The sequence below is a fragment of the Chitinophaga sedimenti genome (assembly GCF_023156195.1).
Classification (GTDB): Bacteria; Bacteroidota; Bacteroidia; order Chitinophagales; family Chitinophagaceae; genus Chitinophaga; species Chitinophaga sedimenti.
On the sequence record NZ_JAKUKA010000001.1, the window covers coordinates 6,089,369 to 6,111,211 of the forward strand.

Here is a 21,843-nt window from a genome sequence, read left to right on the forward strand (position 1 = left end):
AACCTTGTCTTCCTGTGAAGAAATTTATCGAAACTATCAAGAATATCTGGAGTATCGAAGACCTGCGCAACCGCATCCTGACGACGTTGCTCCTGGTCCTGATTTACCGTGTGGGTTCCTACATTGCCCTTCCGGGTATTGACCCTAACCGTCTGGCAGCATTTGCCGAAAGTTCCAGCAAAGGCATCCTGGGCCTGTTTAATATGTTCGCAGGTGGCTCGTTCTCCCGCGCTTCTATTTTCGCCCTGGGTATCATGCCCTACATTTCGGCATCTATCGCTATCCAGCTGTTAACCATTGCAGTACCCTACTTCCAGAAACTGCAGAAAGAAGGTGAAAGCGGTAGAAAGAAAATCAACCAATACACTCGCTTATTAACTGTCGTTGTAACTGCATTCCAGGCGAGCGCTTATGTTGCTTACCTGAGACAACAATCCGGTAACGCGATTATCCCCGACTACGGTACTTTCATGTTCTGGCTGTCTACCACTGTGGTACTGACTGCCGGCACCATGTTCGTAATGTGGCTGGGCGAGAAAATCACTGACAAAGGCATCGGTAACGGTACTTCTATCATCATCATGGTGGGTATCCTTGCCCGTCTCCCGCAATCTTTGCTGCAGGAATTCGCTTCCAGAACAGCTGAAGGCGGTGGTGGTCTGCTGAAGTTCCTGATAGAGATCGCTTTCTTCATCCTGATCACCGTAGGTCTGATCCTGCTGGTGCAAGGTACCAGGAAGATTCCGGTGAACTATGCGAAACGTATCGTTGGTAATAAACAATATGGAGGCGTACGCCAGTTTATTCCGCTGAAAGTGAACGCTGCCGGTGTAATGCCGATCATCTTCGCCCAGGCGATCATGTTCATCCCGGCTACTGTAATCGGTTTTGCCACCAACCAGGACAGTGCTTCCGGTTTTGTGCGCATCTTCAGCGACCATACCAATGGTTACTATAACCTGATTTACTGTGTGCTGGTAGTGGTATTCACCTACTTCTACACCGCCCTGATCTTCAACCCGAAGCAAATGGCGGAAGAAATGAAGCGGAACAATGGTTTCATCCCCGGTGTTAAACCCGGCGACGCAACTGCTGATTATATCGGTGCAGTAATGGACCGTATCACCCTGCCCGGCGCCTTCTTCTTGGCTGCTGTAGGTATTCTTCCAGGTGTTGCCGCTGCGCTGCAGATCAACACTAACTTCGCTACCTTCTTCGGCGGTACATCTCTGCTGATCATGGTGGGCGTAATCCGGATACCCTGCAACAGATCGAAAGCCAGCTGCTGATGCGCCACTACGATGGCCTCATGAGCTCGGGCCGCATCAAAGGCAGGAGTACTCCCGCAAACGTATAAGCTGTTGGCTTACCACATATTTTAGCCACCAGGCAGGACACGAAGCCCTTTACCGGTCTTTAAGTCCTGCCCGGTGGCTAAAGTCTTTAATTACCACCAGGCGCCCCGACGGTAGCCTGTTTTTTCGTAATTTTGCAAGCTATGATTCATTATAAGACGAAAGAAGAGATAGAGTTGATCAGGAAAAGCGCCCAACTGGTGAGCGCCACCCTGGAAGAAGTAGCCAAATCTATTAAACCGGGCATGACTACGCTTGAGGTAGATGAGTTAGCAGAGACGTTTATCCGTGATCACGGCGCCGTACCGGCTTTCAAAAATTATAAAGGATTTCCTGCCAGCTGCTGTATTTCCGTAAACGAGGCGGTAGTACACGGTATTCTAATAAACATGTGATTAAAGATGGCGACATCGTTTCTGTAGATACAGGCACGCTGATGAACGGTTACTACGGCGACAGCGCCTATACATTCGGCATCGGTAATGTAGCCCCCGAGGTACTGCAGTTGCTGCGGGCTACCAAAACCTCTCTTGCGAAAGGCGTGGAAAAGGCGGTAGCGGGTAATCGTATCGGCGACATCGCTTTTGCTATCCAGGAATATATAGAAAAGGAGAAGGGATACGGCATTGTGCGCGAGATGGTGGGCCATGGTATTGGCAAACATCTGCACGAGGATCCGCAGGTACCTAACTATGGTCGCCGCGGCAGTGGTTCCATGATGAAAGAGGGACTTGTGATTTGTATTGAGCCGATGATTAACCTGGGCACCCGTGAAATCGTGTGGTTGGAAGATGGCTGGACAGTGAACACGGCGGACAGCAAGCCGTCTGTGCATTTTGAGCACACGGTAGCGGTGATGAAGGGGAAAGCGGACGTACTTTCTACCTTTGCGGGCATCGAGGCCGCAGAGAAGAATAATCCTGAACTTTGCGCAATATAATTGCACGATTTGTATTTATCTGATTATCAATATAATAAAACGCGCAAAAACGAGTGTAAAGATGCTATAGATGCAATAGCAGCGCGGGAAAGAATTATTTTTCGATTTTTTTCTATTTCAGAAACTTTTATGGTATCTTTGCATTCCTAAAATTTTTTATGGCTAAACAGGCACTTATTAAACAGGATGGAGTTATTTTAGAAGCCTTATCAAATGCAATGTTCCGGGTAAAACTGGAAAACGGGCATGAGATACTGGCGACCATTTCTGGGAAAATGAGAATGCACTACATCAGAATTCTGCCGGGTGATAAGGTCGGAGTGGAGATGAGCCCATATGATTTATCGAGAGGTAGGATCATTTTTAGGTACAAGTAATCGGCAACGGTTCGCACGTAGTGCAGTAAAAACACAACTTTTAATATTTATCTTATAATTTAAACATATGAAGGTTAGAGCTTCAATTAAGAAAAGAAGTGCGGATTGCAAGATTGTGCGCAGAAAAGGAAAACTGCTTGTGATCAACAAAAAGAATCCTCGCTTTAAACAACGCCAGGGATAATTTGGCAGCGGTGGGTATATTCCTGTCGCTTATTACAACACTGACATTATAAATTAAACAAGTGATATGGCACGTATAGCCGGTATAGATCTTCCTAAAAACAAAAGAGGCGAAATTGGCCTGACCTATATTTTTGGTATTGGTCGTTCTACCGCCCAATATATCCTGAACAAAGCAGAAATTGACGTCAACAAAAAAGTGAAAGATTGGAATGACGACGAGCAGGCTGCAATCCGTAACATCATCAACGGTGAGTTGAAGGTGGAAGGTCAGCTGCGTTCCGAAGTTCAGATGAACATCAAACGTCTGCTGGATATTGCTTGCTACCGCGGGCTGCGCCACAGGAAAGGTCTGCCGCTGCGTGGTCAGCGTACTCGTACCAACAGCCGTACACGTAAAGGTAAACGTAAGACAGTTGCTGGTAAGAAGAAAGCACCTAAGAAATAGTAAATAGGGCCCGAGGCTGATATTCTATCCAGATCCGGAATGTCAGGCAACGAATGGGTTTTTAACATAACGGATTCGGAAAGTCATATTCGGAATTAAATTAATTATGGCAAAAGCAACCAATACCAAAGCTGCTGCGAAGAAAAGGGTAGTAAAGGTAGATAACTACGGAGACGTACATATCTCTGCTAGCTTTAACAATATCATTGTTAGCATCACCAATAAATTTGGTCAGGTAATTTCCTGGTCTTCTGCGGGTAAAATGGGTTTCAAAGGTTCTAAAAAGAACACTCCATACGCTGCACAGCTGGCCGCTAGCGACGCTGCTAAAGTAGCTATCGACGCTGGTTGAAAAGAGCTGACGTGTTTGTAAAAGGTCCTGGTGCTGGTCGTGAGAGCGCAATCCGTGCTATCGCTAACTCAGGTATCGAAGTAAACATGATCAAAGACGTGACGCCTTTACCGCACAACGGTTGCCGTCCTCCCAAGAAACGTAGGGTATAGTCTCTAAACATTTTCCAGGATACAGTTCTTTTCGGTATATTTAGAAATCTACCGGAAGGATTACTGAATCCTGGAATTTGGAATTTATATTTGCACTTCACAGTGGGTGCGCGATCAGGTTTTAGATTTTTTGAAGAGCGCGCATCGTAACTAAAAAATCTAACAAATTAAAACATGGCAAGGTACACAGGACCAAAGACCAAGATTTCAAGAATCTTCGGCGAGCCCATTCTCGGTAATGGCAAGTATTTAGGTAAAAACAGCAACCCTCCGGGTCAGCACGGTGCAACCAGAAAGCGTAAACAGCTTGGTGAATATGCCCTGCAGCTGCGTGAGAAACAGAAGGCAAAATACACTTATGGTGTATTGGAGCGCCAGTTCCGCAACCTGTTCGAAGAAGCTAACCGTAGAAAAGGCGTTACCGGTGAGGTATTGATCAAACTGCTGGAAGCACGTCTTGACAACACCGTATTCCGTTTGGGTATCGCTCCCAGCCGCCCCGCTGCACGTCAGCTGGTGTCTCACAAGCACATCACCGTTAACGGTCACGTGATGAATATCCCTTCTTATCAGCTGAAACCAGGTGATATCGTTGGTCTGAAAGATAAGACTGCCGGTAACACTGCACTGACCAGCGTAATTCGCGGTAAAAACCCGAAATTCTCCTGGTTGGACTGGAACGAGAAAGAAAACAAAGGTACATTCATCGCATACCCTGAAAGGGAAAGCGTTCCTGAAAACATCAAGGAACAGCTGATCGTAGAGTTGTACTCTAAATAATGATACTTTTTTAGTCCATGGCGCATGGTCCTGTATAAGGTCTATGTGTCATGGACATTTACGATATTATATATCATACATTCAAATCTTAAAACTATCATATCAATGGCAATTTTAAATTTCCAAAAGCCTGACAAGATCGTTTTGCAGAAGTCTACCGACTTCGAAGCTCAATTCGAGTTCCGTCCGTTAGAACCAGGTTATGGCGTGACCATCGGTAACGCACTTCGTCGTGTGTTGCTGTCGTCTTTGGAGGGCTATGCCATTGTGGGTATAAAGATTGAAGGCGCCGATCACGAATTTGGTACACTGAAAGGTATTACCGAAGACGTAACAGAGATCATCCTGAACCTGAAACAGGTGCGCTTCAAGAAGATCGTTGAGAATGAAGTGAGTAACGAAAAAGTGCAGATTTCTATTAAAGGTAAAACGGAGTTCCGCGCCGATATGATAGAGAAAGCCACCAACTCATTCCAGATCATGAACCCCGAGCTGCTGATCTGCACACTCGATCCGTCCGCTAAACTGGACATCGAACTGACCATTGGTAAAGGCCGTGGTTATGTGCCTGCAGAGGAAAACAAACCCAAAGATGCTATTTTCGGTTATATCGCTATCGACTCTGTTTTCACGCCGATCAAAAACGTGAAATACAGCATCGAAAACACCCGTGTGGAGCAGAAAACCGACTACGAAAAACTGATCATGGAGGTTGTTACCGATGGTACCATCCACCCGGAGGAAGCAGTTAAACAGGCATCACGCATCCTGATCCAACACCTGATGATCATCACCGATGAAAACATCAGCTTCGATACAAAAGATACAGAGAAAGAAGACGTTGTGGACGAGCAAACACTGCAACTCCGCAAAATCCTGAAAACTCCGCTGGAAGATCTGGACCTGAGCGTACGTGCGTTCAACTGTCTGAAAGCTGCGAAAATCAACTCACTGAGCGAACTGGTACAGTATGAGCAGGAAGAGCTGATGAAATTCAGGAACTTCGGTCAGAAATCGCTGAGCGAAATCGAACAGGTGCTGGGCGAAAGAGGCCTTCACTTCGGTATGGATCTTTCTAAACTGAAACTGGACGAAGAGTAGTAGTAATACTGCTTGTCAATAATTTACATCAGTACCCCGTAATTCCTGACACGGTACGGGGGAATTAAAACAACAATGTCATGCGTCACGGAGTTAAATTAAACAGACTGAGCCGCAAGTCGGCCCATCGTAAAAGCCTGATGAGTAATCTGGCTATGGAACTGATCTCGCACAAGCGTATCACTACCACTCTTGCTAAAGCTAAAGCACTGCGCGTATACGTAGAGCCCCTGCTGACAAGAGCGAAAGAAGATAACACGCACAACCGCAGGATCGTGTTCAGCTACCTCCAGGATAAAGAGTCTATCAAAGAACTGTTCGGTGTTATCAGCGAGAAAATCGCTAACCGTCCGGTGGTTACACTCGTATCATTAAACTGGGTAAACGTATGGGCGACGCCGCAGAAGTTGCGATGATTGAACTGGTTGATTTCAACGAAATCTACGGTAAAACCGCTGCTCAGGAAGCTGCTCCTGCCAAGAAGACCCGTCGTGCCGGCGGTGCTAAGAAAGGCAGATGCTACTGAAGCTCCGGCTACAGAAGCAACAGAAGAAAAAGCAGCTGAATAGTTGTTGTAAAAACATTCTTCTTATAAAGGACAAAGCATTATGCTTTGTCCTTTTTTATATATGGCAAGATATTTGTAATTTAGGGGTGATGATTCTGCTATCCTTATCAGAAAGCCCATTACACCTATGCATTATTTAAAATGTGATAACTGCGGGCATTTGAATCCGCTCAAATCGGAATACGTCACTTTTTGCGACCATTGCGGCAAAAAATTGAGTAACAATTTCGGTTCCTGGAAAGGCGAACGCCCCGACGGCACTTTTGAACAGTTTCGCGACGAGTTTGCTATCTCCGGCAACGACGCTGAAGTAGCGAAACGTAATTTCAGGCGGAAAAATTCAAACATCAAAAAGATAGTAGTAATATCGGTGGCAATAGTCGCAGGTTTGGTGGTGGCTGCATTTGCCGGCCGCCTGGGGGAAAAAGTGGCCCGGTCGTTCAAGGAGACCCGGGCACCAAAAGAGTGGCTCACAAGTTCCTGGAAAACATTTTCTCCTTTCCCCGGCCGAGAGACGGTGATGGAAACGCCGGTTACCCTTCTTCCCCGGAAGCGACCAATGGCGCCTGAAATGAGAACCTACCTGGCATCGATGGTGTATTACGAGAATAACGAATCCGATGGCATGCGCATCAGTGTGGCGGCCAGCACCTATAAGGAAGGTATTGTTCCCAACCTGGAAAATGCCGCGAAAGGCGCAGTAGCTGCCATCGAGGGCCGACCTGAAACTTCGCAGTTCGATCATGATACCCAGGAAATAACGTTGGAGGGCGGACAGAAGGCGATCTTGCAAAAGGGGAGTTATGTTTATAAATCCAGTTTCGCGGCGCAGTTTGCTATGCTTACTACGGTAAAAGGCGGCGAAATGTACCAGGTAATCATTGCATACGGGGCGGCAGACGATACTGGAGGCGAGATTGCAGACCGTATTATCCGCTCGATAAAAATGAAGTCCTGATCAATAAAAAAATTATGTCAATCGTCTCCTGATTTCGTACCTTTGCGGAGTTTTTTTAATCGATACTTTCGGACCGGCCCGGAAGTACCACAAAAGTAAGACAGTAAGAAGAATGCCTCAGTCAAGATCCACCCAGCCTGCCATGCTGATGTTAGAAGATGGCACTGTTTATCATGGTAAAGCATTTGGTAAGATCGGCACTGCGTCCGGTGAACTTTGTTTTAACACAGGTATGACGGGTTACCAGGAAGTATTCACCGATCCTTCCTATAAGGGACAGGTGTTGATCATGAACAATTGCTACGTTGGTAATTATGGCGCTAAAAAGGAGGACGTAGAAAGTGAGTCTGTAAAGATCGCGGGCCTTATCTGCAAAAATATTTCTTACAATTACTCCCGCAAACAGGCAGACGAATCACTGGAGCAATTCCTGGCAGAAAACAACCTGGTAGCCATTTATGATGTAGATACCCGCGCGCTGGTAACGCATGTTCGGAGCAAGGGTGCAATGAACTGCATTATTTCTTCCGAAATATTGGACGAAGCACAGCTGAAAGCTGAACTGGCGAAGGTTCCTTCTATGGAAGGACAGGCGCTTTGCTCCGAGGTTTCTACTAAAGAGGCCTATACAGTAGGCGATCCTAACGCAGAAATCAGAATTGCGGTGATGGACAATGGTGTTAAACGCAATATGCTGAAATGCCTCTCTGACCGCGCTTACCTGAAAGTATTCCCGACAGAAACGCCGTTTGAGGTATGCGAAGAGTTTAAGCCACACGCTTACTTTGTGTCTAACGGTCCTGGCGATCCGGCTCCGCTGGATTACGCCGTAAAAAACATCAAAAAATTCTGGAAGCCGAGCGCCCGATGTTTGGTATTTGCCTGGGTCACCAGCTGCTGGCCATCGCGAACGGTATCCCAACTTATAAAATGCACCACGGTCACCGCGGTTTGAACCATCCGGTTAAAAACCTGCAGACCGGCCGTTGTGAAATCACTACCCAAAACCATGGCTTCGCGATCGATGCCGAGGCGGTAGCTAAATCCGAAAACGTTGAGGTAACACACGTAAACCTGAACGATAACTCGGTAGAAGGCATCCGTATAAAAACAAACCTGCGTTCTCTGTGCAGTATCACCCGGAATCAACTCCAGGCCCGCACGATTCAAGGTACTTGTTTGATGACTTCTTTACGATGATCAAAGCAAATATGTAGGAGAGGCATATCGTCTTTTTCCACTGAAGATAGTAGACGATGTATGTAGAAAAAAGAAAAGGCCCCGAAGAGTCGGGGCCTTATTATTTTATAAATTCCACGTTATGAAAACTGTCGCAAAGGTAAGTTGTCCTTCACTTATATCATTTTATCTAATTGTTACTTGATGTGCTATAGCTTGCAGTAGGGCATTGAGGTTTTTAACGAAAAAATTTCAGGGGAAAGATTTGAATAATTAAATATTACTGATATCTTGAGAGCCCGATACAAAAAAAATACGGCCCCGAGAACGGAGCCGTTTGCCTTTATAAATTCCACGTTATGAAAAACTGATACAAAATATGTTGAAGTGATTTGCTAAAACGTTTTAGTTAGCCACACTCTTTTGTTTGTTTGTTATACTGCAAATTTCCATCCTTTTTTCACTTGTCAAAATTATATTAGTTAAATTTTTGTAAAAGCCGGAAGGAAACTAAAGAAATTGTATTAAAATATATTCTATCTGTAGATTTTGGCAGATTTATCTTCGTTTTCTCTCTTTCACGATGTAAACTTAGAACTAAATCGAATAAAAAACAAATTTTATCGTCTAAAAACTCTTAATTCAGCTTAAAATATTCATATAGAACTATTTTTAATTCAAAATATTATATCTGAAAGTGTAGATTTTACACCAAGTTTTTAAAATGACTAAACAAATATTTAATCCTATTTTAACACTCACCGGCAAAAATCAACATTTAGCTGTTGGTTCTACCCGGATAAACCGCTAATGCCTTTTCCAAACAAATCATTGCGTTACTGATATCTTCTCTATTCAAAACATAGGCCAATCTGATTTCGTTTTTCCCTAAGCCCGGAGTAGCGTAGAAGCCTGTAGCCGGAGAAACCATAACTGTTTGCTGTTCATAGGAAAATGATTCCAGAATCCACTGGCAGAATTTATCTGCGTCGTCGATTGGTAACTTAGCCATCGCGTAAAATGCGCCGCCCGGATTAGGGCAGAATACGCCGGGGATTTTGTTCAGCAGTTCAACTAACAAATCGCGGCGACTTTGGTACTCAGCTTTAATCTCGTTAAAGTAGTCGTCCGGGAGGTCTACAGCGGCTTCACCGGCAATCTGTGCAAAGCTGGGAGGGCTCAGGCGCGCCTGTGCAAATTTCATCACGGCATCCAGCACCTGCTGGTTTTTAGTTACCAGGGCGCCGATACGGCCACCACACGCGCTGTAGCGCTTGGAAATGGTGTCCATCAGGATCACATTATTTTCCAGTCCTTCGAGATTAGCGGCGGAAATATGCTTACCGGTATAGCAAAATTCGCGGTAGGCTTCGTCGGAGAACAGGAACAGGTTGTATTTCAGGCAGAGTTGCTTCAACACTTCCATTTCCTCTCGGCTGTACAGGTAGCCGGTAGGATTGTTCGGGTTACAGATGAGGATAGCCTTGGTTTTAGGCGTGATCAGCTGTTCGAACTGTTCAATGGGAGGGAGGGCAAAACCGGTGTCAATAGAAGAAGTAATCGGCTTTACATGTACATTGGCAGCCACTGCGAAACCATTGTAGTTGGCATAAAAAGGCTCAGGTATAATTACTTCGTCGCCCGGATCGAGGCAGGCCATAAAGCCGAACAGGATGGCTTCGGAGCCACCGGTGGTTACAATGATCTGGTTGTGATTTACATCGATATCAAACTTTTGTAGTAACCGGTCAGTTTACGGCGGTAGCTTTCGTTACCCGCACTGTGGCTGTATTCCAGGATTTTGAAATCGGAATGACGCACGGCATCCAACACGGCTTTGGGTGTTTCGATATCGGGCTGGCCGATGTTAAGGTGGTATACTTTAACTCCTTTTTTCTTGGCTGCTTCGGCAAAAGGCACCAGCTTCCTGATAGGGGATGGTGGCATCTGTTCGCCTCTCTGGCTAATGGTAGGCATGATTTTGTGAAAGTTTTTGAAGTGCAAAGGTAGCGCCCTTTGATGAAACACATAAAAAAGCTGCCCTGTTGGGAGCAGCTTTTCAAGATCTTATAAAACTGAATATTAGTTTTCTACGACGCCTTCGAGGTGAAGTTCTTTATCGCTATCAACGCCTTTCAGCTTTACCCAAACTGTCTTCTGTTGCTTTCCTACTGCATTAGCACTGTAATTGGCGGTAATCTTACCCTTTTTACCAGGCAGGATCGGTTCTTTGGTCCAGGTAGGCGTGGTGCAACCACAGCTAGGGCGGGCGTTCTCAATGATCACTGGCTCTTTGCTGATGTTAACAAATTCAAATTCAGCACTAACGGGTTTGTTGAGTTTGGTTTTGCCAAAGTCAACAGTTTCTTTAGTGAATTTGATTTTCGTGTCAACCGGATTAGCGGGTGCACCTGTCTGAGCCTGAGCCCAAAGCGCTGTGGATAACAGCATGCTTGCAAATAGGGATAAGATAAATTTTTTCATCTTTTTTAGTGGTTTTTAAAAACGATTGGTTAAAAACAAAATCGGTTTCAATTTCTATTTAAACAAATTTACGGCCAAAAACATTGCGATCCGTCAGAAATTATTAAAATCTTCTTAAAAAAATAAATAATTTGAGTGAAAAGTGGCTGTGGTAAAGGATGTATCATTAACGTCTAAAGCATTAGCGAACAAACTATTATTCCTTACATTTGTGTTTTAACCGGACAGGCATGATAGAAAACAATGAACTATTAGCTATGAATAAGGAAAGCCAGTTATCATTCGAACAGTTCCGCAAGGAAGTATTAAATGATTACCGGCTCGCCTGCGAAAGCAGGGAAGTAAGCCTTTTGGCGAGGAAGGAGGTGTTGACGGGTAAGGCTAAGTTTGGCATTTTTGGCGACGGGAAAGAGGTTGCCCAGATTGCCATGGCAAAATATTTCAATCCTGGTGATTTCCGCTCGGGTTATTATCGTGACCAGACCTTCGCGTTTGCAAGCGGTATTGCGGATATGGAGCAATTCTTTTCGCAGTTATATGCGGATCCGGATATTGAGAACGATCCGTTTTCGGCCGGCCGGCAGATGAATTCGCATTTTGCCACGCCTAATATTGATGAGGACGGAAACTGGCTGCCCTTAACAGCCATGAAAAATACCGCTACTGATATGGCGCCTACTGCCGCCCAGATGCCGCGCGCATTGGGTTTAGCGTATGCATCCAAGCTGTTCCGCGAAGTGGAAGACCTGAAAGGGTTGACCCACTTGTCGCAGAACGGCAACGAAGTATGCTTTGCCACTATCGGTGATGCCTCTACTTCGGAAGGTCATTTTTGGGAAACCATTAATGCCGCCGGTGTATTGCAGGTGCCGTTAGCGGTTTTCGTTTGGGATGATGGCTATGGCATTTCAGTTCCACGCAAACACCAAACAACCAAAGGTTCTATCAGCACCGTGCTGGAAGGTTTCCGTAAATCGGAAGATTCAAACGGATGGGATATATATAATGTAAAGGGCTGGGATTACGCCGGAATGTGCGAAGCTTTTGAAGAAGGTATCCGTAAAGCACGCGAAACCCACGTTCCCGTATTGTTCCACGTAGAAGAGATCACACAGCCGCAAGGCCACTCTACTTCCGGCTCTCATGAAAGATATAAAAGCAAGGAGCGCCTGGCCTGGGAAAAAGATTTCGACTGTAACCTGAAATTCCGTCAATGGCTGATCAGTAATGCGCTGGCAGATGAAGCTATTTTGCATGAAATTGAGCTGACAGCCAAAGCGGTGGTGCTGGAAGCGAAAAAACGGGCGTGGGATAAATATATTACGCCAATTAAAGGCCAGTGTCGCAAATTACCGGACTGTTACAGGCGGTTATTAAAGAGGGTAATGCCGGGGCCGATTTTGTGGCACGTACCCGCCAGGAACTGGTGGCCAACCGTGAACCGCTTCGCCGCGATGTATTGAAAGCGGCCGCCAGCGTGCTGGTGCGCCATCGTAAGTTGCAAACGCCAGCCCTGCAAAACCTGCAGGCGTTTTACGACGCGCAACTGGCAACAGAAAAAGATAATTACAATACTTACCTGCACGCAACCGGCGCGAATTCCGCGTTGAATGTGCCCGTGGTACCTGCGGTGTATGGCGACAACCCAACCGTCATCAATGGGTACGAAGTATTGAACCGATATTTTGACGAACTGTTTTCCAACAATGCTGATGTTTTTGCTTTTGGCGAAGACGTAGGTAAAATTGGCGACGTGAACCAGGGCTTCGCCGGCCTGCAACAAAAACATGGCAAACTGCGGATTTCCGATACAGGTATCCGTGAGCTGACGATCATGGGGCAGGGTATTGGCATGGCTTTGCGCGGATTGCGTCCTATCGCGGAAATTCAGTACCGGATTACCTGCTGTATGGTCTGCAGCCGTTGAGCGACGATGTAGCTTCGCTGCAATACCGTACCAAAGGAAAGCAGTTTTGCCCGATCATCGTGCGCACGCGCGGCCACAGGCTGGAAGGCATCTGGCACTCCGGGTCCCCGATGGGAATGATCATAAACTCCCTGCGTGGGTTCCATGTGTGTGTGCCACGTAATATGGTGCAGGCGGCGGGTATGTATAATACATTGCTGCAGGCGCACGAGCCGGCGCTGATGATTGAATCACTGAACGGTTATCGTTTGAAAGAAACGATGCCGGAAAACCTGGGCGAATTTACCGTACCGTTGGGTGTAGTGGATGTCATTAAAGAAGGTAGCGATATCACGATCGTATCTTATGGTTCTACATTACGCGTGGTGGAAGAAGCCATGCACACGCTGGATGAACTGGGTATTTCCGTGGAGTTGCTTGATATCCAGACGCTGCTGCCTTTTGATATCAACCAGACAATAATTGCATCGTTGAAGAAGACGAACCGCATTCTGTTTGTTGATGAAGATGTACCTGGTGGCGGCACTGCGTTCATGTTCCAGCAGGTGATTGAGGAGCAGGGTGGTTACCGGTACCGGATGTAGCGCCCCGGACGTTGGCCGCACAGGCACACCGCCCGGCTTACGGATCTGATGGCGACTACTTCTCTAAACCTAATGTGGAAGATATAGTTGCCGTAGTTGTATCGATGATGGAAGAGTAAAACTAATCGTAATAATTCATTTAATGCACTCCCCTGAGGTCTTTGTACTTCAGGGGAGTTTGCTTTTTTTTTAACAATCCATTCACGTTGTCACATTCATAAAATGCCTTTTTATAGTGTTGATAAATAGATAATTATAAAAATACTTATCCTCGTTCACTTTTGTTCGTTTTGCTGTTAACTATTCATTACCATACAAACCCCGTTTGTCACTTTTTGAACGATTGCGCTGCTTTTTACTTTCTATACCTTCGATATCGTACTACACAGTACTCAACTTTTGACATTGCTTAGACGGTTTAAATAGGCTGAAATCAGGGGCTATCTTTAAAGGTGGCCCCCTTTTAAACTAACCATTGCAGCAGCGTTCTGTCTTTTCCCAATTGTAGCTTGAATGTTATACCCTGATGAATCCCCTGGCTATATAAAATTAACATTCAACAGTAATAAAACCATTGACTATGGACATGAGATGTTTACGTTGCGACAACATAGTAACTTCACACAAACGACTCGCAGAAATCAAGTGTACAAAATGTGGCGGCCAAGTACAGCGGATGCGCTTTGTACGGTTAATTGAGGGACTCCATCCGCTTGGCAAAGAACACAATCTTTCTTTGGATGGAAAGTATTGCTACGGTACTTACAAATCTGCTTATGGAACTTTTATTATTGATAAGCTGAATAACCGATTTAAGAAACTAAGTTATTGTTAGTGTTTGTTGGTTAATTAGATTTCATAAAAATAAGGTGACCGGGCTGTGCTTCCTGCACGGCCCGTTGTTTTTGGTGGAAGTTGCTTATTTTGAGGTAGACAAAAGTAAATAAGCATGCACATTGTAGTATTGGACGGGCAAACGTTGAATCCCGGCGACCTGAGCTGGGCGCCGCTGGAAGCATTGGGTAAAGTAACTGTTTATGAGCGCACGCCCGAAGAGAACGTGGTAGAACGTTGTAAGGATGCAGCCGTTATTTTAACGAATAAAGCCATTGTGAACGCGACGGCAATCAATGCGTTACCGCAGCTGAAATATATAGGCGTGACCGCCACGGGTTTTAATGTCGTGGATGTACAGGCGGCACGGGAGCGAAATGTGATCGTAACGAATGTACCGGCGTACAGCACGGCATCTGTTGCACAGCTTACCTTTTCGTTGATACTGGAGTATTGTTTTAATGTAGGCCGTCATGCAGCAACGGTGCGTGACGGGGAATGGGCAAGCAGTAAGGATTTCAGTTACTGGAAAGCGCCACTGACGGAATTAAGCGGCAAAACGATGGGCATTGTAGGATTGGGGCAGATTGGTCAGGCGGTGGCACGGTTGGCGTTAGCGTTTGGAATGGAGGTGATTGCATCGCACAAACATCCGGAGCGCGATAAGATGGTCGGTGTTCGGTTTACGGATTTGGAAACATGCTTCCGTGAGGCGGATGTGGTGTCGTTGCACTGCCCGCTGAATGATCAGAACAAAGGCTTTGTAAATAAAGATTTGTTGGCAGTAATGAAACCCACTGCATTGCTGATTAATACGAGCCGCGGACCGCTGGTTAACGAGGCAGACCTGGCAGAGGCGTTAAATAGTGCGCGTATTGCGGGAGCGGGGCTGGATGTGCTGTCAAAAGAACCGCCTGCTGCGGATAATCCGCTGTTAAAAGCCAAGAACTGTTTTGTTACGCCGCATATTGCCCGGGCAACGACGGAGGCGCGCCGGCGGTTAATGGGTGTGACAGTTGAGAATGTGAAGGCGTTTTTGGAGGGAAAGGCTATGAACGTGGTGAGTTAGCCAACTTCTTCATCAAAATAAAAAAGGAGCGGCACCAACCGCTCCTTTCCTTTATATCGCCGTGGCAACTACTTCATGTTATGAAACACCTGCTGCACATCATCATCCTGCTCCAGTCGGTCAATCAGTTCGAACACTTCTTTCGCCTGCTCTTCATTCAGCTCTACGGTATTTAACGGAATACGCTGCAACTCTGAAGAAATCGGCGTAATGCCTTTTTCCTCCAGCGCCTTCGCCATGTTGCCAAACTCGGTGAAAGTTGTGCGCAGGATAATATTACCTTCGCTGTCTTCACCAATTTCTTCCAGGCCAAAGTCGATCAGCTCCAGCTCCGGGTCTTCCAGGTTTAACCCCTCATTCTTCACTTTGAAAACGCCCAGGCGGTTGAACATAAAGCCCACCGAGCCACTGTTACCAAGGCTGCCACCACCTTTATTAAAGTGCATACGTACATTGGCTACCGTACGGGTGGTGTTGTCGGTAGTGGTATCTACCATCACCGCCACACCATGAGGTGCATAACCTTCGTATACTACTTCCTCGTAGTTAGTTTTGTCTTTTCCTTCCACCGCGCGTTTGATCGCAGCTTCTACACGGTCTTTAGGCATGTTAACGCCACGGGCGTTCTGAAGGCACCTGCGCAGGGCGGGGTTGTTATCGGGATCTCCGCCGCCGTTTTTCACAGCAATAGCGATATCTTTTCCGATACGGGTAAATTGTTTGGCCATCCTGTCCCAACGGGCGAACATGGTGGACTTTCTTACTTCAAATATTCTTCCCATGATAATGATGTATATGCTTTTTGCAGGGACCGTTGCCCCTGTTAGGAGCATACGGGTAATTAGCGTTTGCAAAAATAAAGTTTTAGGGCATATAAAAGAAAAAACCGCTTCCCGGGAAGGAAGCGGTTTTCTCAATATGATAAGATTACTTAACCTTTCTGGTTGATTTTGCTGTTTTTCACGCCATAAGTGAAGTAAATCACCAGGCCGATAGCCAACCAGGCCGCCAGGCGCAGCCAGCTTTCACCGGGTAGGGAGTACATCAGGTAGCCACATACCACGATGCCCAGGACCGGTACTACCGGTACCAGCGGGGTTCTGAAAGAACGTTGAACATCCGGCATTGTTTTGCGCATAATCATCACACCGATACATACCAGTACGAATGCAAACAGGGTACCGATGCTCACCATGTGGCCAAGGTCGCTCACCGGTACCAGGCCAGCAAACAGGCATACGAACACCATGAAGAACAGGTTAGTTTTCCAGGGAGTGCGGAATTTAGGATGAACGTCGCTAAAGAATTTCGGCAGCAGACCGTCGCGGCTCATGGAGTAGAACACGCGGCTTTGTCCCATTAACATTACCAGCATTACAGAGGTATAACCAGCAAGTATAGCCAGGATCAGGCCGTTCTGCAGGAAGTCGTAACCGGTTTTCGCGAAGGCAGTTGCTACAGGTTTAGCATCGTTAGCGAACAGTTTATAGTTGAGCAAGCCCGTCATCACGTGCGCAAATAGTACGTACAGAATTGTACAAACTACCAGCGAGCCAAGAATACCGATAGGCATGCCTTTAGCAGGATTTTTAGCTTCCTGGGCGGCTGTGGACACCGCATCGAACCCGATGAAGGCGAAGAATACTACCGCAGCGCCGGTGGCAACGCCAGTCCAGCCGAAGTGTTCGTATTTACCCGTGTTTTCAGGAATGTAAGGAGTGTAGTTAGCCGGATCGATGTGGCTCCAGCCTAATGCGATGAATACCAATACTACGGCCACTTTCAGGATAACCAGGGCGTTATTGAGGGTAGCGGATTCTTTGGTGCCGCGAATCAGCAGCAGGGAGAGCAGGACCACGATGATTACCGCAGGCAGGTTGAACATGCCGCCGTTAATTACCGTACCGTCGCTCAGTTTCAGGGTTTCCCAGGGGGAACATACCAGGTTCTGCGGAAGGTGAATACCAAATTTATGCAGGAACTCCAGCAGGTAACGCGACCAGCTAACGGCCACAGTTGCCGCGCCCAGCGCGTATTCCAGTACCAGGTCCCAACCGATGATCCAGGCTACGAATTCGCCCATCGTGGCGTAAGAATATGTATAAGCACTGCCCGCCACAGGAATCATGGAGGCAAATTCAGCATAACAAAGTCCGGCGAAAGCACAGCCAACGGCGGCCAGTATGAAGGAAATGGTTACAGCGGGGCCGGCATTTTCAGCAGCTGCGATCCCGGTGAGAGAAAACAGGCCGGCGCCAATGATCGCTCCAATACCCAAAGCCACCAGCGCACCGGAGCCAAGCGTTCTTTTTAAACCCTTCTCCGACTCGGTCGCATCTGATAATAATAAGGAAAGAGATTTTTTAGCAAAAATCTTGCTCATAAGAATTTTGTTGTGTGGTTGATGTTGATATTAGGTTTATTTTTATCTGTCTCGTGTTGCCAAATATAGCATCTAAATTGAAAAATGGTGTTTTTATTTTACGGACTGTGGCGGGATTGACAGTGTTTAAACATTTGGTTTACCTGTGCAATTTTCAGGACGTTTAGTTTGTAAACCCATTGTCAGCCAATATTTCAGCGGATATTTCGGACAGAACCTTATTTTTGGGAAATTTTGCGGGTATCAATATCCGCTAATAATTAGATAATTAAAGTGTAACTGTATGAAGAAATCGAACCGTTTAACGGTTTTTATTATCGTGGCTTTATTCGTGGGTATTGCGGCAGGTCTGATATACAGAGAAGTGTACCCGGACGAAGCATCTATTAAATCGTTTTCGGATGGGATCTCTATTGTTACTACTATCTTCCTTCGATTGATCAAAATGATCATCGCACCACTGGTATTTTCCACGTTGGTGGTGGGCGTGGCTAAATTGGGCGATCTCAAATCCGTTGGCCGCATCGGTGGCCGTACTATGATTTGGTTTATTTCTGCCACGTTTGTTTCTCTCTTCTGGGGATGATATTGGTGAATGTGATGCAGCCCGGCGTGGCGCTTGAGCTGCCGTTACCGGATACGCACGCCACCCTGGGACTGGAAAAAAGTAAAATGACGCTCCAGAACTTCATGGTGCACGTGTTTCCCGATAGTCTTATCCGCGCTATGGCCGAAAATGAAATATTACAGATCGTGGTGTTCTCCTTATTCTTCGGCGTGGCTACGGCCGCAATAGGCGAAAAAGGCGAGCCGGTGGTGAAGCTGATGGATAGTGTAGCGCACATCATGTTGAAGCTGACCGGTTATGTGATGAACTTCGCGCCCTTCGCTGTGTTCGCGGCGGTTGCGGCCATCACGGCCAAATTGGGGGCAGATATATTATTTACCTATGCCAAATTCATTGCGCAGTTTTATACCGGGTTGATTATTCTCTGGCTGATATTATGTTTTGCAGGTTTCCTCGTGATCGGGAAAAGGGTATTTCCGCTGATCAAAAGCCTGGTGGAGCCGATCCTGATGGCTTTTAGTACCGCAAGCAGCGAAGCCGCTTACCCGCGTACCATGGAGCAACTCGAAAAGTTTGGCTGCGACAACCGCATCGTAAGTTTCGTACTGCCGCTCGGTTATTCCTTTAACCTCGATGGCTCCATGATGTACATGACCTTCGCAAGTCTGTTTATCGCACAGGCATATGGTATTCATCTTGATTTCGGTCAGCAGATGTCGATGCTGCTCGTCCTCATGGTAACCAGTAAAGGCGTGGCCGGTGTGCCCCGTGCTTCGCTGGTGGTAATTGCCGGTACCCTGGCCATGTTCGATATTCCGGAAGCCGGCCTGTTCCTGCTCCCGGGCATCGACCACTTCACGGATATGGGCCGCTCGGCTACAAACGTGATCGGCAACGCCATGGCAACAACCGTGGTTTCCAAATGGGAAGGCAAGCTGGCCGCGCCCGCAACGGAAAAATAACGGCTGTTTAACATTTAAAAGTGTATTTTTCGTCATTCAAATAAATTACGCGGGATTATAACCGATTAGCATGGATCAGATCATTGACTTTTTTAAACACATTCTTAACCCCGAATGGATTATTGATAATGGGGGATTGTATTTTCTGCTGGCCATCGTGTTCGCAGAAACAGGGCTTTTCGTGGGCTTCTTTCTGCCCGGCGACTCCCTGTTGTTCGTAGCTGGCATTTACGGCGAGCGCCTTTGCCAGAGCTTTTACGACATTCCTTTCTTTTTGCTGATGACGATGATCGCCGTTACCGGTGTAATCGGCAATATGGTGGGTTTCTGGTTTGGTCAAAAATCCGGCCCGCTGTTGTTCAAACGTAAAGACACTTTCCTTTTAAGAAGAAACACCTTTACCAGGCACAGGACTTCTACCACAAACATGGTGGCGGAGCGGTGTTCTGGGCGCGTTTCCTGCCGGTAGTTCGCACCTTTGCCCCGATTATTGCGGGCGTGGTAGGAATGGAGCGTAAGAAGTTCATGTTCTATAATATTATTGGTTCCTTCTCCGGGTATTTTCTATGATGATGGCCGGTCATTATCTCGATAAGGTATGGCCTAATCTGAAAGACCACACGGAGCTGATCATCATCGTGATTATCGTGGTAACCACCGCACCGGTGATCATTAAACTGGTGTTCGGCAAGCCCAAAGCAAAAGGTCAGCAGCATCCTGAAGATAATTTTGTGGGGCCGGACGGACAAGCGCCATCCGACCCGGGCGTCTAAGCAAGAAATTTTTTAGCATCCACATATGAAAACTGATACAAAACCTTTCATTCCGCCGGCTGGTGAAAAGGCGCCAGCCGTATCCCTATTGAACGCGGCCGTAATCGTGGCCTCTCTTGGGTACTTCGTAGACATTTACGACCTGTTATTGTTCGGCATTATTCGCGTTAAAAGTCTTACCTCGCTGGGACTTTCCCCGAACAGGTAGAAAGCGTGGGCCTGCAGCTCATTAATGTACAAATGCTCGGCCTCCTCGTGGGCGGCATTGTCTGGGGCGTTCTCGGCGACAAAAAGGCCGCCTCTCCGTACTCTTCGGCTCTATTTTGTTGTATTCCGTAGCCAACATCGCTAATGGCCTTATCGGCGGCGACAACGCGGTCATGTGGTACATGATCTGGCGCTTTGTAGCTGGTTTAGGTCTGGCAGGGGAGTTGGGCGCCGGTATTACCCTGGTGTCCGAAATTCTGCCGAAGGAAAAACGCGGCCTGGGCACTATGATCGTTGCCAGTGTAGGAATTTCCGGCGCAGTGGTGGCCTATTTCGTTTCTGAAGCGCTGGGCGAAAACTGGCGGGTATGTTACTTCATCGGCGGCGGTCTCGGGTTGGCGCTGCTCGTACTGCGCGTGAGCGTGGTAGAATCGGGTATGTATAAAAACGTAGAGCACCAGTCGGGCGTCAGCCGGGGTAACTATTTTAAGTTCTTTACCAACAAAGAGCGGTTCTTACGCTATCTCAAATGTATCATGATAGGCTTGCCGACCTGGTATGTAGTGGGAATCCTGGTATCGTTCTCCGACCGCTTCGCCGAAAAAATGGGCGTGCAGGGCAGCATCGATCCGGGTAAGGCGATTATGATCTGTTACGCCTGTCTCACGTTGGGCGACTTTGCCAGCGGGTACATCAGCCAGCTGATGAAGAGCCGTAAAAAAGTACTGTACATCTTTTACAGCCTCACGCTGATCAGTGTCCTGCTGTATTTCAGTGCTGCCGGCACCAGCGCTACCGGTTTTTACAGTATTATCGGTTTCATGGGCTTCAGCGTAGGGTTCTGGGCTATTTTCGTGACCGTATCTGCCGAGCAGTTTGGCACTAACATGCGCGCCACAGCGGCTACCACGGTACCGAACTTCGCACGCGGTATGCTGAACGTGATCTCGATCATGTTTTTGTCGATGCAAAGCACTTTTGGTATGTCGTACCTGCGCAGTGGTCTTGTAACAGGGCTTATCTGCATTGCTATCGCATTCATTGCAGCGATACTGATCAAAGAAACTTTCGGAAAAGACCTGAATTACGTAGAAGACTAGTAAGCGTTCAACACTTTATCCAGTAATTTATTCAGCTGCACTACTTCCTTTTCGTTGAGGGAGGATTTAAGGCAGTCATCCAACTTTTCAATTTCACCGTCAATAGTTTTCAGCAACTGAAGGCCTTTGGCGGTGATTTTTACGTCTACGGCACGGCGGTCCACTTCGCAGCTTTTACGTTCCACCAGGTCCGATTTACGCAGCCTTTCCACCAGGCGCGACACGTCGCTCATTTTATCGAGCATTCTTTCCTTTAAAGTATTGATGTTGGCGGCTTTGGGATGCTGTCCCCGAAGGATGCGCAATATGTTGTATTGCTGCATGGTAATATCATACTGCTTGAAAAACGTCTGATGCCGGCTTACGATCCAGTTGCCGACGAAAATGAGGCCTACCAGGCCACGGTGATGTTCGCTAGTGAAATTTTTGGTAGCAATAAGCTTTTCAATGTTAGACATACTCAGCAAAAATAATATGGCGCAATTTAAGTTATAAGGCGACAAACGCGTGTTATTCAACACGTTTGCAGGTTTTTCCCAAATCAAAATGAATGGCGGGG

The 21,843-nt window shown here is 46.9% G+C and carries 24 protein-coding genes and 4 pseudogenes; 22 read left to right on the forward strand and 6 right to left on the reverse strand.

Going from position 1 to position 21,843, the window contains the following annotated elements; genetic code table 11:
- The first annotated feature begins 14 nt into the window (after positions 1-14).
- From secY to carA, 12 genes and pseudogenes are all read left to right on the forward strand, one after another.
- Entirely contained in the window at positions 15-1,289 is a 1,275-nt protein-coding gene (gene secY, locus MKQ70_RS35180; protein WP_248080068.1) for a preprotein translocase subunit SecY, read from the forward strand.
- Positions 1,290-1,498: 209 nt separating this feature from the next.
- Positions 1,499-1,750 (forward strand): M24 family metallopeptidase, encoded by a 252-nt coding sequence (locus MKQ70_RS43080; RefSeq protein ID WP_372490062.1) that lies wholly within the window; start codon positions 1,499-1,501, stop codon positions 1,748-1,750.
- Complete coding sequence (map, locus tag MKQ70_RS35185) at positions 1,747-2,295, forward strand: type I methionyl aminopeptidase (protein WP_372490063.1); 549 nt, start codon at positions 1,747-1,749, stop codon at positions 2,293-2,295. The genes MKQ70_RS43080 and map overlap by 4 nt, the downstream gene beginning before the upstream one ends.
- Positions 2,296-2,453: 158 nt before the next feature.
- The gene (gene infA / locus MKQ70_RS35190) at positions 2,454-2,672 is read left to right on the forward strand and encodes a translation initiation factor IF-1 (protein WP_248080070.1); all 219 of its coding nucleotides are present in this window, start codon (positions 2,454-2,456) and stop codon (positions 2,670-2,672) included.
- Positions 2,673-2,739: 67 nt separating this feature from the next.
- The gene (gene rpmJ, locus MKQ70_RS35195; protein WP_072360626.1) at positions 2,740-2,856 is read left to right on the forward strand and encodes a 50S ribosomal protein L36; all 117 of its coding nucleotides are present in this window, start codon (positions 2,740-2,742) and stop codon (positions 2,854-2,856) included.
- A 66-nt stretch (positions 2,857-2,922) separates the two neighbouring features.
- Positions 2,923-3,303, forward strand: a complete 381-nt coding sequence (gene rpsM, locus MKQ70_RS35200; RefSeq protein WP_248080073.1) for a 30S ribosomal protein S13 — start codon at positions 2,923-2,925, stop codon at positions 3,301-3,303.
- A gap of 106 nt (positions 3,304-3,409) precedes the next feature.
- Positions 3,410-3,807 (forward strand): annotated as a pseudogene (gene rpsK / locus MKQ70_RS35205) (30S ribosomal protein S11).
- A gap of 174 nt (positions 3,808-3,981) precedes the next feature.
- Complete coding sequence (gene rpsD, locus MKQ70_RS35210; RefSeq protein ID WP_248080075.1) at positions 3,982-4,587, forward strand: 30S ribosomal protein S4; 606 nt, start codon at positions 3,982-3,984, stop codon at positions 4,585-4,587.
- 105 nt (positions 4,588-4,692) lie between these two features.
- Positions 4,693-5,688 carry a DNA-directed RNA polymerase subunit alpha gene (locus MKQ70_RS35215; RefSeq protein WP_248080077.1) on the forward strand — a complete coding sequence of 332 codons (996 nt, stop codon included), beginning with the start codon at positions 4,693-4,695 and terminating at the stop codon, positions 5,686-5,688.
- A 155-nt stretch (positions 5,689-5,843) separates the two neighbouring features.
- A pseudogene (gene rplQ, locus MKQ70_RS43960) lies at positions 5,844-6,214 on the forward strand (50S ribosomal protein L17).
- 256 nt (positions 6,215-6,470) lie between these two features.
- Positions 6,471-7,214, forward strand: coding sequence for a hypothetical protein (locus MKQ70_RS35230; RefSeq protein WP_248080079.1), 744 nt, complete (start codon positions 6,471-6,473; stop codon positions 7,212-7,214).
- A 148-nt stretch (positions 7,215-7,362) separates the two neighbouring features.
- Positions 7,363-8,431, forward strand: a pseudogene (carA, locus tag MKQ70_RS35235) (glutamine-hydrolyzing carbamoyl-phosphate synthase small subunit).
- Between the two features lie 740 nt (positions 8,432-9,171).
- Here carA and MKQ70_RS35245 read toward each other — a convergent pair.
- From MKQ70_RS35245 to MKQ70_RS35255, 3 genes are all read right to left on the reverse strand, one after another.
- A complete protein-coding gene (locus MKQ70_RS35245; RefSeq protein ID WP_308199595.1) occupies positions 9,172-10,119 on the reverse strand; it encodes a pyridoxal phosphate-dependent aminotransferase in 948 nt (315 codons plus the stop codon).
- Entirely contained in the window at positions 10,110-10,370 is a 261-nt protein-coding gene (locus tag MKQ70_RS35250; protein WP_248080083.1) for a hypothetical protein, read from the reverse strand. The genes MKQ70_RS35245 and MKQ70_RS35250 overlap by 10 nt, the downstream gene beginning before the upstream one ends.
- Positions 10,371-10,475: 105 nt before the next feature.
- Positions 10,476-10,877, reverse strand: a complete 402-nt coding sequence (locus MKQ70_RS35255; RefSeq protein WP_248080085.1) for a DUF1573 domain-containing protein — start codon at positions 10,875-10,877, stop codon at positions 10,476-10,478.
- A gap of 230 nt (positions 10,878-11,107) precedes the next feature.
- Here MKQ70_RS35255 and MKQ70_RS35260 point away from each other — a divergent pair, with 230 nt between their 5' ends.
- The 4 genes from MKQ70_RS35260 to MKQ70_RS35275 all read left to right on the forward strand — a co-directional run bounded on the left by MKQ70_RS35260 (position 11,108) and on the right by MKQ70_RS35275 (position 15,291).
- Positions 11,108-12,340, forward strand: coding sequence for a thiamine pyrophosphate-dependent dehydrogenase E1 component subunit alpha (locus tag MKQ70_RS35260; protein WP_248080087.1), 1,233 nt, complete (start codon positions 11,108-11,110; stop codon positions 12,338-12,340).
- Positions 12,280-12,804 carry a hypothetical protein gene (locus MKQ70_RS41770; protein ID WP_248080089.1) on the forward strand — a complete coding sequence of 175 codons (525 nt, stop codon included), beginning with the start codon at positions 12,280-12,282 and terminating at the stop codon, positions 12,802-12,804. The genes MKQ70_RS35260 and MKQ70_RS41770 overlap by 61 nt, the downstream gene beginning before the upstream one ends.
- Positions 12,801-13,388 carry a transketolase C-terminal domain-containing protein gene (locus tag MKQ70_RS35270; RefSeq protein ID WP_248080091.1) on the forward strand — a complete coding sequence of 196 codons (588 nt, stop codon included), beginning with the start codon at positions 12,801-12,803 and terminating at the stop codon, positions 13,386-13,388. Before MKQ70_RS41770 ends, MKQ70_RS35270 begins: the two co-directional genes overlap by 4 nt.
- Positions 13,389-14,337: 949 nt before the next feature.
- Positions 14,338-15,291, forward strand: a complete 954-nt coding sequence (locus tag MKQ70_RS35275) for a D-2-hydroxyacid dehydrogenase (protein ID WP_248080093.1) — start codon at positions 14,338-14,340, stop codon at positions 15,289-15,291.
- A gap of 68 nt (positions 15,292-15,359) precedes the next feature.
- Here MKQ70_RS35275 and MKQ70_RS35280 read toward each other — a convergent pair whose 3' ends face one another.
- Both MKQ70_RS35280 and MKQ70_RS35285 read right to left on the reverse strand, forming a co-directional pair.
- Positions 15,360-16,073, reverse strand: a complete 714-nt coding sequence (locus tag MKQ70_RS35280) for a YebC/PmpR family DNA-binding transcriptional regulator (RefSeq protein WP_248080095.1) — start codon at positions 16,071-16,073, stop codon at positions 15,360-15,362.
- Positions 16,074-16,222: 149 nt separating this feature from the next.
- Positions 16,223-17,674: an amino acid permease gene (locus tag MKQ70_RS35285; protein WP_248080097.1), complete on the reverse strand. Its 1,452-nt coding sequence runs from the start codon at positions 17,672-17,674 to the stop codon at positions 16,223-16,225.
- A gap of 283 nt (positions 17,675-17,957) precedes the next feature.
- Here MKQ70_RS35285 and MKQ70_RS35290 point away from each other — a divergent pair.
- The 6 genes and pseudogenes from MKQ70_RS35290 (at position 17,958) to MKQ70_RS35315 (ending at position 21,284) form a co-directional block, all read left to right on the forward strand.
- Positions 17,958-19,204 (forward strand): annotated as a pseudogene (locus MKQ70_RS35290) (dicarboxylate/amino acid:cation symporter).
- A 70-nt stretch (positions 19,205-19,274) separates the two neighbouring features.
- Entirely contained in the window at positions 19,275-19,673 is a 399-nt protein-coding gene (locus MKQ70_RS35295; protein WP_248080099.1) for a DedA family protein, read from the forward strand.
- The gene (locus MKQ70_RS35300) at positions 19,646-19,774 is read left to right on the forward strand and encodes a DedA family protein (RefSeq protein ID WP_248080101.1); all 129 of its coding nucleotides are present in this window, start codon (positions 19,646-19,648) and stop codon (positions 19,772-19,774) included. The genes MKQ70_RS35295 and MKQ70_RS35300 overlap by 28 nt, the downstream gene beginning before the upstream one ends.
- On the forward strand, positions 19,771-19,977 hold the full coding sequence (locus MKQ70_RS35305; protein ID WP_248080103.1) for a hypothetical protein: 207 nt from the start codon (positions 19,771-19,773) through the stop codon (positions 19,975-19,977). Before MKQ70_RS35300 ends, MKQ70_RS35305 begins: the two co-directional genes overlap by 4 nt.
- A 25-nt stretch (positions 19,978-20,002) precedes the next feature.
- Entirely contained in the window at positions 20,003-20,185 is a 183-nt protein-coding gene (locus tag MKQ70_RS35310; protein ID WP_248080105.1) for a hypothetical protein, read from the forward strand.
- Positions 20,186-20,300: 115 nt separating this feature from the next.
- Positions 20,301-21,284 (forward strand): MFS transporter, encoded by a 984-nt coding sequence (locus tag MKQ70_RS35315; protein WP_248080107.1) that lies wholly within the window; start codon positions 20,301-20,303, stop codon positions 21,282-21,284.
- Here MKQ70_RS35315 and MKQ70_RS35320 read toward each other — a convergent pair.
- Positions 21,281-21,805, reverse strand: coding sequence for a MarR family winged helix-turn-helix transcriptional regulator (locus MKQ70_RS35320; RefSeq protein WP_248080109.1), 525 nt, complete (start codon positions 21,803-21,805; stop codon positions 21,281-21,283). The genes MKQ70_RS35315 and MKQ70_RS35320 overlap by 4 nt on opposite strands.
- Positions 21,806-21,843 lie beyond the last annotated feature (38 nt).

Bases quoted from the DNA above. Each gene is read 5' to 3' on its own strand.
- MKQ70_RS35295 (WP_248080099.1), top strand. From the start codon at position 19,275: ATGGATCAGATCATTGACTTTTTTAAACACATTCTTAACCCCGAATGG.
- MKQ70_RS35285 (WP_248080097.1), bottom strand. From the start codon at position 17,674: ATGAGCAAGATTTTTGCTAAAAAATCTCTTTCCTTATTATTATCAGAT.
- MKQ70_RS35260 (WP_248080087.1), top strand. From the start codon at position 11,108: ATGATAGAAAACAATGAACTATTAGCTATGAATAAGGAAAGCCAGTTA.
- MKQ70_RS35275 (WP_248080093.1), top strand. From the start codon at position 14,338: ATGCACATTGTAGTATTGGACGGGCAAACGTTGAATCCCGGCGACCTG.
- rpsM (WP_248080073.1), top strand. From the start codon at position 2,923: ATGGCACGTATAGCCGGTATAGATCTTCCTAAAAACAAAAGAGGCGAA.
- MKQ70_RS35310 (WP_248080105.1), top strand. From the start codon at position 20,003: ATGAAAACTGATACAAAACCTTTCATTCCGCCGGCTGGTGAAAAGGCG.
- MKQ70_RS35255 (WP_248080085.1), bottom strand. From the start codon at position 10,877: ATGAAAAAATTTATCTTATCCCTATTTGCAAGCATGCTGTTATCCACA.
- rpsD (WP_248080075.1), top strand. From the start codon at position 3,982: ATGGCAAGGTACACAGGACCAAAGACCAAGATTTCAAGAATCTTCGGC.
- rpmJ (WP_072360626.1), top strand. From the start codon at position 2,740: ATGAAGGTTAGAGCTTCAATTAAGAAAAGAAGTGCGGATTGCAAGATT.
- MKQ70_RS35250 (WP_248080083.1), bottom strand. From the start codon at position 10,370: ATGCCTACCATTAGCCAGAGAGGCGAACAGATGCCACCATCCCCTATC.
- infA (WP_248080070.1), top strand. From the start codon at position 2,454: ATGGCTAAACAGGCACTTATTAAACAGGATGGAGTTATTTTAGAAGCC.
- MKQ70_RS35215 (WP_248080077.1), top strand. From the start codon at position 4,693: ATGGCAATTTTAAATTTCCAAAAGCCTGACAAGATCGTTTTGCAGAAG.
- MKQ70_RS43080 (WP_372490062.1), top strand. From the start codon at position 1,499: ATGATTCATTATAAGACGAAAGAAGAGATAGAGTTGATCAGGAAAAGC.
- MKQ70_RS35280 (WP_248080095.1), bottom strand. From the start codon at position 16,073: ATGGGAAGAATATTTGAAGTAAGAAAGTCCACCATGTTCGCCCGTTGG.
- MKQ70_RS35305 (WP_248080103.1), top strand. From the start codon at position 19,771: ATGATGATGGCCGGTCATTATCTCGATAAGGTATGGCCTAATCTGAAA.